The sequence below is a fragment of the Sphingopyxis sp. FD7 genome (assembly GCF_003609835.1).
Taxonomy (GTDB): domain Bacteria; phylum Pseudomonadota; class Alphaproteobacteria; order Sphingomonadales; family Sphingomonadaceae; genus Sphingopyxis.
In genome coordinates this window covers 1,723,009-1,735,823 of record NZ_AP017898.1, presented here as the reverse complement: position 1 = coordinate 1,735,823, position 12,815 = coordinate 1,723,009, and the positions used below count along the sequence as shown (strand labels likewise).

Annotated in this window: 12 protein-coding genes and 1 pseudogene; 7 read left to right on the top strand and 6 right to left on the bottom strand. The window is 65.3% G+C overall.

Annotated elements, in window-relative coordinates; all coding sequences use genetic code 11:
- Nucleotides 1-4 precede the first annotated feature (4 nt).
- A complete protein-coding gene (locus SPYCA_RS08145; protein ID WP_120219733.1) occupies nucleotides 5-310 on the bottom strand; it encodes a YdeI/OmpD-associated family protein in 306 nt (101 codons plus the stop codon).
- 93 nt (nucleotides 311-403) lie between these two features.
- On the opposite strand from SPYCA_RS08145, the gene SPYCA_RS08140 reads away from it, so the two are divergent.
- Nucleotides 404-1,099 carry an MBL fold metallo-hydrolase gene (locus SPYCA_RS08140; RefSeq protein ID WP_120219732.1) on the top strand — a complete coding sequence of 232 codons (696 nt, stop codon included), beginning with the start codon at nucleotides 404-406 and terminating at the stop codon, nucleotides 1,097-1,099.
- 29 nt (nucleotides 1,100-1,128) lie between these two features.
- Here the strand turns inward: SPYCA_RS08140 and SPYCA_RS08135 are convergent.
- A pseudogene (locus tag SPYCA_RS08135) lies at nucleotides 1,129-2,091 on the bottom strand (IS481 family transposase).
- A gap of 56 nt (nucleotides 2,092-2,147) precedes the next feature.
- Here SPYCA_RS08135 and SPYCA_RS08130 point away from each other — a divergent pair.
- Nucleotides 2,148-3,322 (top strand): IS3 family transposase gene (locus SPYCA_RS08130; protein WP_120219132.1). Its coding sequence is split into 2 segments (ribosomal slippage): nucleotides 2,148-2,433 and nucleotides 2,433-3,322, totalling 1,176 coding nucleotides; the frame shifts between segments, so codons are not numbered across the junction.
- Nucleotides 3,323-3,504: 182 nt separating this feature from the next.
- Here the strand turns inward: SPYCA_RS08130 and SPYCA_RS19805 are convergent.
- A complete protein-coding gene (locus tag SPYCA_RS19805) occupies nucleotides 3,505-4,806 on the bottom strand; it encodes a DUF4118 domain-containing protein (protein ID WP_172595009.1) in 1,302 nt (433 codons plus the stop codon).
- Between the two features lie 135 nt (nucleotides 4,807-4,941).
- On the opposite strand from SPYCA_RS19805, the gene SPYCA_RS08120 reads away from it, so the two are divergent.
- The 5 genes from SPYCA_RS08120 to SPYCA_RS08100 all read left to right on the top strand — a co-directional run bounded on the left by SPYCA_RS08120 (nucleotide 4,942) and on the right by SPYCA_RS08100 (nucleotide 10,165).
- Nucleotides 4,942-6,861: a potassium transporter Kup gene (locus tag SPYCA_RS08120; protein ID WP_120219730.1), complete on the top strand. Its 1,920-nt coding sequence runs from the start codon at nucleotides 4,942-4,944 to the stop codon at nucleotides 6,859-6,861.
- A gap of 593 nt (nucleotides 6,862-7,454) precedes the next feature.
- The gene (locus SPYCA_RS08115; protein ID WP_120219729.1) at nucleotides 7,455-8,270 is read left to right on the top strand and encodes a ferredoxin--NADP reductase; all 816 of its coding nucleotides are present in this window, start codon (nucleotides 7,455-7,457) and stop codon (nucleotides 8,268-8,270) included.
- A gap of 70 nt (nucleotides 8,271-8,340) precedes the next feature.
- Nucleotides 8,341-8,973, top strand: a complete 633-nt coding sequence (locus SPYCA_RS08110; RefSeq protein ID WP_120219728.1) for a lysophospholipid acyltransferase family protein — start codon at nucleotides 8,341-8,343, stop codon at nucleotides 8,971-8,973.
- Nucleotides 8,970-9,785, top strand: a complete 816-nt coding sequence (locus SPYCA_RS08105; protein ID WP_120219727.1) for a DUF1295 domain-containing protein — start codon at nucleotides 8,970-8,972, stop codon at nucleotides 9,783-9,785. The genes SPYCA_RS08110 and SPYCA_RS08105 overlap by 4 nt, the downstream gene beginning before the upstream one ends.
- Nucleotides 9,761-10,165 carry a ribose-phosphate pyrophosphokinase gene (locus SPYCA_RS08100; RefSeq protein ID WP_120219726.1) on the top strand — a complete coding sequence of 135 codons (405 nt, stop codon included), beginning with the start codon at nucleotides 9,761-9,763 and terminating at the stop codon, nucleotides 10,163-10,165. Before SPYCA_RS08105 ends, SPYCA_RS08100 begins: the two co-directional genes overlap by 25 nt.
- A gap of 64 nt (nucleotides 10,166-10,229) precedes the next feature.
- On the opposite strand, the gene SPYCA_RS08095 is transcribed toward SPYCA_RS08100, so the two are convergent.
- The 3 genes from SPYCA_RS08095 to SPYCA_RS08085 all read right to left on the bottom strand — a co-directional run bounded on the left by SPYCA_RS08095 (nucleotide 10,230) and on the right by SPYCA_RS08085 (nucleotide 12,551).
- Entirely contained in the window at nucleotides 10,230-11,108 is an 879-nt protein-coding gene (locus SPYCA_RS08095) for an RcnB family protein (protein ID WP_232003594.1), read from the bottom strand.
- Nucleotides 11,109-11,219: 111 nt separating this feature from the next.
- Nucleotides 11,220-11,759, bottom strand: coding sequence for a (2Fe-2S)-binding protein (locus SPYCA_RS08090; protein WP_120219724.1), 540 nt, complete (start codon nucleotides 11,757-11,759; stop codon nucleotides 11,220-11,222).
- 27 nt (nucleotides 11,760-11,786) lie between these two features.
- Nucleotides 11,787-12,551 (bottom strand): class II aldolase/adducin family protein, encoded by a 765-nt coding sequence (locus SPYCA_RS08085; protein WP_120219723.1) that lies wholly within the window; start codon nucleotides 12,549-12,551, stop codon nucleotides 11,787-11,789.
- Nucleotides 12,552-12,815 lie beyond the last annotated feature (264 nt).

Genomic DNA, 12,815 nt, shown 5'->3' with positions numbered 1-12,815 from the left:
CGCCCTATTTTGCCTTCTTGTCGATCAGCACCGCCTGCTGCCACTTGCTCGGCGCCTTGTCGGTGCGATGAATACATCCGGCCCAGCAGCAGGGGCGCTTTTTTCCTTCGTGCAATTCCTCGACGGTCCGCACGATCCGGCGCGCGCGCGTCTTGTCCTGCCTGGCGTCATCGACCCAGCAGATGAACTCGTTGCGCCCGAGCGGGGTCAGCGCCTGCCACAGCGCCAGCGCCGCTGGATCGGCCGTGATGGCCGCCTGCATATCCGCCCGCGCCTCGTGCACGGTTCCGTGAAGAAAAGCCTCGGTCATGGCGTGAGGCCATAAGCCAGCCCCGTTGCCGGGTCAAACGGCGGGGAGGGAGCGCGGCTTGCCATTTGTGCCGCTTTTCCCCACATCACCGGCATGAACGCTCCCAACCCCCCGATGCGCGCGGCGATCGTGCCCGTCACCGCCTTTCAGCAGAATTGCACGCTCCTCTGGTGCACCGAAACGAACAAGGCGGCGTTCGTCGATCCCGGCGGCGACCTGCCCAAGCTGAAGGAGGCGGTGCGCCAGACGGGCGTGGAGGTCGAGAAGATCCTCGTCACCCATGGCCATATGGACCATTGCGGACAGGCCGGAATGCTGGCGAAGGAACTCGGCGTGCCGATCGAAGGGCCGCACGAGGACGACCGTTTCTGGATCGAACGCTTTGCCGAGGATGGCGCGCGCTTCGGCATGATCGGCGAGCCGTTCGAGCCCGACCGCTGGCTGGTCGACGGCGACACGGTGACGGTGGGCAATCTCGTGATCGACGTCATCCATTGCCCCGGCCACACGCCGGGACATGTCGTGTTCCATCATGCGCCGTCGAAGCTGGCGATCGTCGGCGACGTCATCTTTCAGGGCTCGATCGGGCGCACCGATTTTCCGCGCGGCAATCACCAGCAACTGCTCGCATCGATCACACAGAAATTGTGGCCGCTCGGCGGCGACACGACCTTCCTGCCGGGGCATGGCGCGCACAGCAGTTTTGCGCACGAACGCCGCACGAACCCGTTTGTGAGCGATATGGCTTTGAACAACCAGAGTGTTTTCAAGTCGGGTGAAATCACCTGATGACTCGGAAAACACGGCAATACAAGAATCTAGGTGTTTGGTCCCAGCATGTGGTGGGTTGGCTGAACGATAAAGGCGTCTGGGTTTGATTTCCAGAGTTCGTCGATGGCCTGATATGGCGTTCTGAACTTGAGAGCCTTGAGCTGCTTGGCGAAGTTGTAGGCGACCAGCCAGTCGGCGACGTGTCGTCGTAGCTCCTGGATCGAGGCGTAATGGAAGGATTTGACGGTCGCGTCCTTGATGGTTCGGACCATCCGCTCGGCTTGGCCATTGGTCCAGGGATGGCAAGGCTTGGGCAGCCGGTGCTCGATGCCGTTTTCGAGGCAGACGCGCTCGAAGATGTGGATCAGGTAGCTTCTGCTCTGGCCCCGCTGCAGCTGGACGAACTGTACGCCGTTGTCGGTCAGCACGGTGTGGATCATGTAGGGTACGGTTCTGACCAACGACTTGAGGAAGCCGGCGCCGGCGAGCTTGGTAGCCTTGCGGTAGATGCGGGCGAAGACCAGCTTCGAGGTGCGGTCCACGGCGACATAGAGGAAGGCCTTGCCGCCCTCATAGCGCAGCTCGGCAATGTCGATGTGGAAGTAGCCGATCTCGTAGTTCTTGGCTTGCCTATCCGATGATCCCCCGGATCATCGGATCACGCCTGCGCTCTTCGGCTTCTCGCGGTCGGCCTTGGGCAGTCGGCTGATGCCGTGCCGTTGCAGACAGCGGTGCAGCGACGAGCGGGTCAGGTGCGGGATTACGTCCTTGAGCACGATGTAGACATCGTCGAGCGGCAACCGGGCCTGCACGCGCAGCGCGACGATCGCGGCCTCCTCCATCGGCGAGAGCACGGTGCTGCGGCGTTCCTTCGGCCCCATCGGCATGTCCTCCACAGACTGCCGATGCCGCCACTTCAGGACGGTCTTCTCGTTGGTCCCGTACTTCTTGGCAAGGCTCGCGACCGAAGCTTGCGATCGCTGTAGCTCGCCTCGAATGGCGTGCGTGATCTTCCCCCGGTTGCGCGGACACCGATGAACGGCTCATTGGAGCGAGGAGGTGTAAGATGGCGAAGGTTGGGAAGCGATATTTCACAGACGAGTTCAAGCGCGAGGCTGTGACGCTGTGGGAGACGAGCGGTCGGATGCAGACCGACGTTGCGCGTGAGCTGGGGATCATGCCGACGATGTTGAGGCGCTGGCAGCGGGCACTGGAGATCAAGGGGACAGTGCCTGCGGCGAAGCCGCTATCATCGCCGATGGCGTCGCCGGCGGATCAGGCGTCGGAGATTGCCAGGCTGCGCCGCGAACTCGATCGCACGCGCATGGAGCGCGACATTCTGAAAAAAGCGGTCGGCATTTGCGCGGAGATGCCACGGTGAAGTTCCAGTTCATCCGCGCCCATGCTGGCACCTGGCCGGTCAGCGTCATGTGCCGCATGCTCGGTGTGTCGCGCAGCGGCTATTACGATTGGCGCGATCGGCCGCCGAGTATGCGCACGACGGCGAACACCGTGTTGCTCGGCGATATCCGTCGGATCCAGGCGCGGCATTCCGGGCGATACGGCAGTCCCCGGATGCATGCCGCGCTGCGCGCGGAAGGGCGCGGCTGCAGCCGCGGTCGTGTCGAGCGGCTGATGCGCCGCCACGGCATCCGTGCGCTTGCCGGTCGCCGCTTTCGGCCCTCGACGACCGACAGCCGCCATTACCTGCCGATCGCGCCGAACCTGCTCGCGCAGCGCTTCGAAGCCACGGCGCCGAACCGCGTGTGGCTGGCCGATATCAGCTATATCCCGACCGGCGAAGGCTGGCTGTATCTGGCCGCCGTGCTCGATCTGGCGACTCGCAAGATCGTGGGCTGGGCGATGCGGGATCACATGCGCACCGAACTGACGCTCGCTGCGTTGATGATGGCCGCCCAACGGCAGCGACCGCTACGCGGACTCGTGCATCACTCCGATCGCGGATCGCAATATGCCGCCGGGGCTTATGTCGATCAACTCACTGCGATCGGCGCGACCGCGTCGATGAGCCGCACTGGGAACTGTTACGACAACGCGCCGATGGAGAGCTTCTTCCATACGCTGAAGGTCGAACTGGTCCATCAATGCCGCTGGGCAACGCATCTCGAAGCCCGGCAGGCTCTGTTCGGATATATCGAAGGCTATTATAATCGGAACCGCATGCACTCGGCCCTCGGGTATCTCACCCCCGAACAGGCCGAGCAACGCATGACGGGCTAACCCTGGTGTCCGCGCAACCGGGGGAAGATCATGCGTGGTCTTGGCGCTGCCGTGTAGAATCTGTCCCATAGCTCCCTCCGCTGTGATGATGACAAAATTACACCACCACATGCTGGGACCAAACAGCTAGCGCGCGATAGCGAAACTGTATTGCTCATCTTCGCCGGTCACAGCGCGCCACCTTATCCGGCCACCAGGCGATACCCCACCGCAGGCTCGTTGATAATCAGCGCGGGCCGCGCCGGATCGTGCTCGAGCTTCTGGCGCAGGCTTCGCACCGCGACGCGCAGATAGTCGATATGGTCCTGCTGCGCCGGTCCCCACACCGATCGCAGCAGGTGGGCGTGGGTGAGGACGCGGCCGGCGTGCTTGGCGAGCTCGGCGAGCACCGCATATTCCTTGGGTGTCAGATGCACCGTTTCGCCGTCGCGCCGGACGCTGCGGTGGTGCAGGTCGATCGCAAGCGAACCAATGACCAGCGGCTCCTGCGCGGCGCCGGGGCTGAGGTCGACGAGGCTGTCGACATAGCGATCGAGCTGCGCGGTTTCGGCAGCGACGGTCGCGGCGAGTGCCTTGTCGCCGCCCTCGGCACGCCGCAGCGCGCGTGCCGCGGCCGCGATCGCGTTGAGGCGCGGCTTGACGTCCTCGCCAATCGACATGAGCAGCGCCGCGCGCAGCCGGTCGCGCTCGCGCAGCGCGGCGACATCGCGCGCCTCGCCCTCCAGTCGCGCGCGTTCCAGCGCGAGCGCGACCTGGTCGAGCAGATTGCCGAGCAGCTGATGCTGATTCGGAGCGACCGGCGGCAAACCATCCTCGCGCGCGAGGCCGACGGCGGCGAGAACGGCATGGTCCGCGGCAATCGGATGGAATTGCCAGTCGGCGGGATCGCGGCGCGAAACGCCGCGGCCCGACGGTTCGCCGGTGTCGAGGGTCAGCGCCGCGGCGCCAAGGTCGCTGGGGCCGAGCGCGACGCCGGCCGGGGTGGCCGCGACGATTTGCGGTGCTTCGCGTCCGACGACAAGCACCGCATGACCGCCGAAGAGGCGCGCAAGCTCATGCACCGCGACGTCGGCAATCGCCTGTTCGTCGGTGCAGGAGAGGAGGCGACGCGCGAGGCCGGCGATCGTCGCGTTGCGCGCGGCGTGCGCGTCGGCGCGTCGGCTCTGTTCGCGCAGCGACGCAGCCAGACGGCTGGTGACCATGGCGACCAGAAACAGCGCGGCCACCGTCACAATGTCGGCCGGACTGTGGATGACGAAGGTGCGATAGGGTTCGGTGAAATAGAAATTATAGGTGAGCGTCGAGAGGGTGGCGGCGATAATCGCCGGCCATTGCCCGCAGCTGACCGCGGCGACGAGCACGGGCGGAATATAGAGCAGCGCGACCGGCGCGTTGCCCCAGCGATCGGCGATCAGCAAGCCGGCGAGCGTCGCGCCGGCGATCAGAAGCAAGGTGACGGCATAGCTGCCAAGGCGCCTGGCCATCTCATTCTGCCGGAGCGCCCGGCCTGCCGCTATCGTGTCCATGCGCGCCTAAATGCGCTTCCCGCGCCCCGGCGTCGAGAGGCGCGGATAAAATCCACATGGAATCTTTATGCGCCGGAAGCCCACATCGCGGGCATGGAAAACCATCCCGACGCATCATCGTCCGCCGCTGCCGCGGCTCCGCTCTCCCACGCGCCCAAGGACCGCCTGCCCGTGCTGATGCTCGGCGCCATCGGCGTCGTCTTTGGCGACATCGGCACCTCGCCGCTCTATGCGCTCAAGGAAAGTTTCATCGGCCCGCATCCGCTCGCGGTCGACCGGCTGCACATCTTTGGCGTGCTCAGCCTGATCTTCTGGTCGCTGATGCTGATCGTGACCGTCAAATATGTGTTCGTGGCGATGCGCGCGCATAATCGCGGCGAGGGCGGTTCGTTCGCGCTGCTGGCGCTGGTCTCGCGCCACCTCGGCCGAAGCCGCTGGAGCGGGACATTGGTGGTGCTCGGCGTGCTCGCGGCCTCAATGTTCTATGGCGATGCGATGCTGACCCCGGCGATCTCGGTGCTCTCGGCGGTCGAGGGGCTGACGGTGGTCGAGGCGGGCCTGCAACCGCTCGTGCTGCCGATCGCGGTGGTGATCCTTATCGCGCTGTTCCTGATCCAGTCGCGCGGGACGGCGCGGGTGGGGGCGTTCTTCGGGCCGATCGTGCTCGTCTATTTCGCGACGCTGGCGACGCTGGGCGTGGTCAACATCGCGGCGCACCCCGAAATCCTCGGCATCCTCAACCCCTGGCGGGCGGTCGAGTTTTTTCTCTATGATACGCGGCTCGCCTTCCTCGCGATGGGGTCGGTGTTTCTCGCGGTGACCGGGGCCGAGACGCTCTATGCCGACATGGGCCATTTCGGGCGCAAGGCGGTGGGGCTCAGTTGGCTGACGCTCGCCTATCCGTGCCTGATGCTCAACTATATGGGGCAGGGCGCGCTGCTGCTCGGCACGCCCGAAGCCGTCCAGAATCCCTTTTACCTGATGGCGCCCGAATGGGCGCGGCTGCCGCTGGTGTTCATCGCTACCGCAGCGACGATCATCGCCAGCCAGGCGGTGATTTCGGGCGCCTTTTCGGTGACGCACCAGGCGATCCAGCTGGGTTTCCTGCCGCGCCTGCGCACGCTCCACACCAGCGAGAAGGCGGCGGGGCAGATCTATATTCCGGCGATCAACTGGGGCCTGCTGGCGATGGTGCTGCTGCTGGTGCTCGGCTTCGGCGAATCGACCCGGCTGGCATCGGCCTATGGTATTTCGGTGATCGGCACGATGCTCATCACCACGCTGATGCTCGGCTTCCTGATCTTCAAGGTGTGGCGCTGGAACCGCTGGCTGGCGGCGGGAACAATCGGCCTGTTCCTGCTCGTCGATGGCATCTACTTCGCCTCCAATATCACCAAGATCCCCGACGGCGGCTGGTTCCCGCTGGTGGTCGCGGCGGCGCTGTTCACCATACTCACCACCTGGGCGACCGGCCGCCGCCTGATGCGCGCGCGGCTGGAGGAGGCGAGTATGCCGCTGCCGCTGTTCATCGAATCGGCCGCCGCCTCGGCGCACCGCGTTCGCAACACCGCGGTGTTCATGTCGGCCGCGGCCGAGGGCATCCCCCCGGCGCTGCTCCACAATCTGAAGCATAATCAGGTGCTGCATGAGCGCGTATTGATCCTGACCGTGCTGGTCGAGGATGTACCCTACGCCGATCCCGCAGCGCGGCTGGAGGCGCAGGACGCCGGACGCGGCTTTTATCGCGTGATCCTGCGCTATGGTTTCATGGAGGACGTTGACGTCCCGCGCGACCTTGCGCGGCTGGACGCGATCGGAGGACCGTTCGACATGATGACGACGAGCTTCTTCCTTGGGCGGCAAAAGCTCGTCGCCTCGGCTGCCAAGCCGGGGATGGCGCTGTGGCGCGAGCGGCTGTTCGCGTGGATGAGCAAAAGCTCCGAAAGCGCGATGGAGTTTTTCAAGATCCCGACCAACCGCGTGGTCGAACTCGGCAGCCAGATCCAGATATGAGCGCGCCGGTTCAGGGGCACGCGGACGCCGATGGCACTGCCGCGGGGTCCGAACCAGCGCCGGTCGTTCGAATTGAGCGCTGCGCGCCCTTCTTCGCTTCGCTCGGAATCCGTGTCGGACAGCCTGGTGTGCGGTTGGCGGTCCGCATCCTGTGCATCGTCGATGACTTTGCGTGGGAGTGTCCGGCGCCAGTGGCCGATAGGTCGCTGTCCAGCATCCGCGTTGCCCGGGAACTGACGGCGCTGATCGGCCTGCGGGGAAGCCCCACATGGTCGTCAGCTTCATCATCGTGGGCGCGCCATTTTCCGGCTTCGCGTGAGTCGACGGCTTTCGTCGACCGCGTGATGCAGCAAGCTTGGTGCCGTCGGACATAAGGATTCGCACGCAATCCCTGTCAGCGCATTATTGATAATGATTTGCACTAGAAATATATGTTCCAGGCCGCGCGAATCATTCGCTGTGGTTTCCGGTTTCAGCAGCGCAAGCAATTCTGCTTGGACCTGGCGCCGGGATTCCGCTCTGGGGAAGCCCGGACGCCGGTGCGCGGTTGATGTCGCGCAGTCGGCGCGAAAACCGTCAAGAAAGCCGAGATTATGAGTGACCGTATTGCCGCCGCCGCCAAGCTGGCTCCCTCCGCCTCGCTGACTGTCGAGGAGGTGCGCGCGGTGCGGCACTGGAACCAGCATCTGTTCAGTTTCACGATCACGCGCCCGCCGAGCTTTCGTTTTCGGTCGGGCGAGTTTGTGATGATCGGGCTGCCGGGCGAGGGGCGGCCGCTGCTGCGCGCCTATTCGATCGCCAGCCCCGCCTATGCCGACGAGCTGGAGTTTCTGTCCATCAAGGTGCCTGACGGGCCGCTGACCTCGCGGCTTCAGAAGATCCAGCCGGGCGATCCGGTCTATCTTGGCCGAAAACCGACGGGAACGCTCGTTGCCGACGCACTGCTTCCCGGCCAGCGGCTGTTCCTGCTGTCGACGGGAACGGGGCTGGCGCCCTTTCTGAGTCTGGTGCGCGATCCCGACATTTACGAGCGGTTCAGCCAGATCCAGCTCGTCCATTGCGTGCGGCAGGTGAGCGATCTCGCCTTCCGCGACGCGCTGGAAAGCCAGCTTGCGGGGGATCCGCTGGTTCAGGATCAGGCGCTGCTGCAATTCCATTACCTGCCGACGGTGACGCGCGAGCCGTTCCGCACCACGGGGCGCATCGACGCGCTGATCGACGGCGGGCGGCTGTTCGGCCATCCGCTGACCGGCCCCGCGCATTTCGACCCTGCGACCGACCGCGTGATGATGTGCGGCAGCATGGCGATGATCCGCGACCTCGAAGCGCGGTTCGAGGCGCTGGGGTTCAAGGAAGGGTCGAACGCCGCGCCGGGCGATTTCGTCATCGAACGGGCGTTCGTCGGATAGAGCCGCCCAGGCTTGGCCCCTTGCGTCGGGCGCGGCTTTCGCGCAATCCGACGTTGGGAGAGGAGCGGGCGTGACAAGGATCGACGACAATCCGCCGGGGCTGGCGGCGCGCGCGGTGCGCTGCCTGTTGCTGATGCTCTATCGTGCGCGCGGGTGGAAAGCGGTGGGCGTGGTGCCCGAGCCACGGCGCTTCATCATCATCGCGGCGCCGCACACGAGCAATTGGGATTTCGTCAACTTCCTGGGGCTGACCGCCGACCTCAAGCTCCGGCCCTATTTCATGGCGAAGCTGTCGCTGTTCCGCTGGCCGATCGGTGGTTTCATCCGCCAGATGGGCGGCGTGCCCGTCGACCGGCGCGGCGGTGGCGACGTTGTCGCGCAGATGATCGCCGAGTTCGCGCGGCGGGGGGAGTTCATGCTGACCGTCGCGCCCGAAGGCACGCGCGGCAAGACGGCGAAGTGGCGCACCGGATTTTATCAGATTGCGCTGGGCGCCAAGGTGCCGCTGGTCGTCGGGTTGATGGATTATGGCACCAGGACCGGTGGGCTGGGGCCGCTGATCTGGCCGACGGGCGATTTTCGCGCCGACATGCAAAAGGTGTTCGACATCTATAAAAGCTGTATCCCGAAATATCCCGAGCGCGCGGTGCGTTCGATCGACGATATTGTCGGGACGGGTGCGGACGGAGAGAGGCCGGTATGACCGAGATAGCGGGGCTTTTGGCGATCAATTTCGCAGGGCTGCTGGCGGTGATCCTGCTGCTCTGGTTGTTCGCCGTGACGATCCGCGACGTGTCGTTCATCGACGCCTTCTGGGCGTTCGGCATGGTGCTGCTTGCCTGGGGGAGCGCGGCGCAGGCGGGGATCGAGGGGGCGCATGCCAGGCTGCTGCTGGGGCTGACGTCGCTGTGGGGGCTGCGGCTCGCGATCCACCTCGCGCGCCGCTGGGTGCGCGAGGGCGAAGACCCGCGCTACGCCCGGATTCTGGCGAGAACGATGGAGACACGTGGCTGGAGCTGGGCGCGGGCGTCGCTGCTGACGGTGTTTCTGACGCAGGCGCCGCTGCTGTTCATCACCTGCCTGCCCGCGCAGGTGGGCATCTGGGCCGGCGGGGGCGTCGGCGTCGGCGTCGGCATCCTCGGCTGGGTCGGCGCGGTGGCGGCGCTGACGGGCATCGCGTTCGAGAGCATCGGCGACGCGCAGCTTCACGCCTTTCGCCGGAATCCGGCGAACAAGGGGCGGGTGCTCGATACGGGGCTGTGGCGCTATACGCGCCATCCCAATTATTTCGGCGACGCGCTGAGCTGGTGGGGCATCTGGATCGTCGTGCTCGACATCGGCTGGCAACCGGCCCTGGCGAGCCTGATCGGTCCGGTCTTCCTGACCTTCACGCTCACCAAATGGTCGGGCAAGGCGCTGCTCGAAAAGGGGCTGCACAAGACGCGACCCGACTATGCAGCCTATGTCGCGCGCACGTCGGGGTTTGTGCCATGGCCGCCAAAGACGAAGGCCTAGGCGGCGCGGTCGCCGCCGCCGACGCGGGCGCTCTCGGTGATGCGCCGCGCATCCGGGCGATCCTGACCGACGCGGCGCGCGCGGGGAACAGCGTCAGCTATTCCGAGCTGCTTGGCGAGCTGGGGTTCCGGTTCACGCGGCCCAAGATGCGCGCGCTGTGCAAGACGCTGGCCGAAGTCGACCGGTTGTGCGCGCTGGACGGCGAACCCGACCTCGCGGTGCTGGTGGTGCGCGAGAGCGACCGGCTGCCGGGGCAGGGTTGGTGGGTCGGCGGGACGGCGCTGCTGCTCGGTTACGATGGACCGTGGGAGGGCGCGCCGGCGGCGCGCTTCATCCGCGAGCAGCAGCAGGCGGTGTTCGACTATTGGACCGACCGATGAAAGGGTGCAAAAAAGGGGCCGACGAAGCGGCCCCAGTTTGTCATTCCGGTAACCGAAAGGAAGTTTACCAGAAGAAATCATAGATCACGTCGACCACCTCGCCGGTGTAGGTGTCGACAAGCAGTGCATCGTCATAATAGCGGATCCAGCGATAGCCCCCATAGGCGGGCGGCAGGCGATAGTAGCTGGGGTTGTTGATCCAGTAGCGCGGGCTGTAGAACAGCGAGCCGAGCGTGAAGCCGATGCTGAAGCGCGTGTAGCCATAGCCGCGATAAGGATTATAGTAGCGCGGCATCCGGTAGTAGCTGCGATAGCGATCGCGATAGCTGCGCCAGTCGTAGCGGCGGTCGTGGCGCCAGTCGCGGTTCCAGCGATCGTGATTCCGGTCCCAGCGGTCGTGGCGTCCGTCGCGATAGCGGCGATCGACATAGCCGTTGCGATTGCGGTCCCAGCGGCGATCGACACGATTGTCGTTGTCGCGATCCCAGCGGCGATCGAGGTCGCCGTCACGGTTGCGATCCCAGCGGCGATCGACGCGTCCGTTGTCGTTGCGGTCCCAGCGCCGGTCAACCTCGCCGTTGCGATTGCGATCCCAGCGGCGATCGACGCGGCCATCGCGGTTGCGGTCATAGGCGTTGCCGCGATTGCGCTCGGCCTGACGCGCCTCGCGCTGCTGCTGCCAGTGCTGGCGCTGCTGGTCGCTTCGTCCCTGCCATTGCTGACGCTGTTCGCCGCGGCGCTCGGCCCGCATTTCGCTGCGTGGCTGGCGCTGCGGACGGGCCTCGCCGTCGCGGTATCCGCCGCGGCGAACCTCGGGACCGCGTGGTCCGCGGTCGTCGCGCTGCGCGATCAGGATCCGCTCGCCCGATGCCTGCGCGGCGGCGGGCGCGATCGGGGTCAGCATCGTCGCGGCGATCAGCACTCCTCCTAACATCTTTCTCATCTCGCCATTCTCCAACTCACGTCCCGTTTGCTGGAGACGCCAGCCGGGATGATGAATCGATTCTTACCAGCGGCAAGATGATCGATGCCTGACCGCGCCGTTGCCTGCGGTTCAGCTTTCGGGGCGCAGCGCGGGAACGGCGCGCGCGGCGTCGTCGGGGCGGATGCCGGGCGGCGGCGCGGCGGCGATGCGTTCCTCGCCGCGCATCACCCGTGCGGCGAGACGGATCGCGCTGCGGATGCGCGGATAAGTGCCGCAGCGGCAGATATTGGTCATGGCCGCATCAACCTCGGCATCGCTGGGATTGCTGTTCTTGCGGAGCAGCGCGGCGGCGGCCATGATCATTCCCGACTGGCAGAAACCGCATTGCGGCACCTGTTCGGCGACCCACGCCTGTTGAACGGGATGGCTGCGGTCGCGCGAAAGTCCCTCGATCGTCGTCACGAAACGGCCTTCGCATTCGGCAATCGTGACCAGGCAGCTGCGGATCGCCTCGCCGTCGATGTCGACGGTGCAGGCGCCGCAATCGCCCGTGCCGCAGCCATATTTGGTGCCGGTGAGGTTCGACGCATCGCGCAGCGCCCACAGCAGCGGCGTGTCGGGCTCCATGCGATATTCGACCGGACGGTCGTTGACCGAGAATCGCGTCATGCCGCCCCTGTTAGCGCCCTTTGCCGATTAGTCACGCCAGCTTGTGTCGATCTTGTCGACCTTGCGCACCATGGCGTCAAACTCGGCCTTGCCCGACTGGCCGGGGATGGCGGCCATATGGAGGTCGCGCTGGTGGACCTTGATGACGTCGTCGTTCACCAGGATCGGCTTGCCCATGCTCATCGTCGCGAGCTGGATTTCGCACGCGCGCTGGAGCGCCCAATATTTGATGAAGGCGTCGGTGAGCGACTTGCCCATCACGACGGGCCCATGATTGCGCAGCATCAGGATGCGCTTGTCGCCAAGGTTCCTGACCAGCCGCTCGCCCTCTTCCTCGCGCACCGTCACGCCCTCGAAATCGTGATAGGCGAGCTGGCCGATGAAGTTGCAGGCATAGAAATTGGTCGGTTGCAGCCCATCTTCGAGCCCGCAAACCGCCATCGTCGCGGTGGTGTGGGTGTGGATGATCGCGTGCGCGTCGGGCAGGACGCGATGGAACAGGCTGTGCTGGACGAAGCCCGCCTTGTTGACGTGCCAGGGATTATCCGCGTCGAGCTTGTTGCCGTCGATGTCGATCTTGATGAGGTTCGACGCGCAAACCTCGCTGAAATGCAGGCCGTAGGGGTTGATGAGGAAGGCGCCGTCCTGGTCGGGCACCTTCACCGTGATATGGTTGAAGATCATCTCGTCCCAGCCCATCATCGCGAAAATGCGGTAACATGCGGCGAGTTCCTGCCGCGCCGTCCATTCGGCTTCGCTATATTTGCTGTTGCGCTTGAGCTGGGTCGCCATCGCCGGTTCCTCTTCCTATCGGTTTCGTCCTGCTACCTATGCCACAGGGGGCGGGGCGGGCACAATCCCGTGCGAGGCAGAGCGGTCCGGCGCAGCGCCGCGGGCGCCTCGCCGCCTTTATGCTTGCATTTCGGGGCGAATCCCTCTAGTTGGCCCTCAACCGGAACGTCGCGCTTTCGCGGCGCTCTTTTTATTGCCCGAATATCGGCGGTTTGCGGCGGACCGGATGACCCGGTGGCCCGGACTGTTTTGACGAACAGGAGA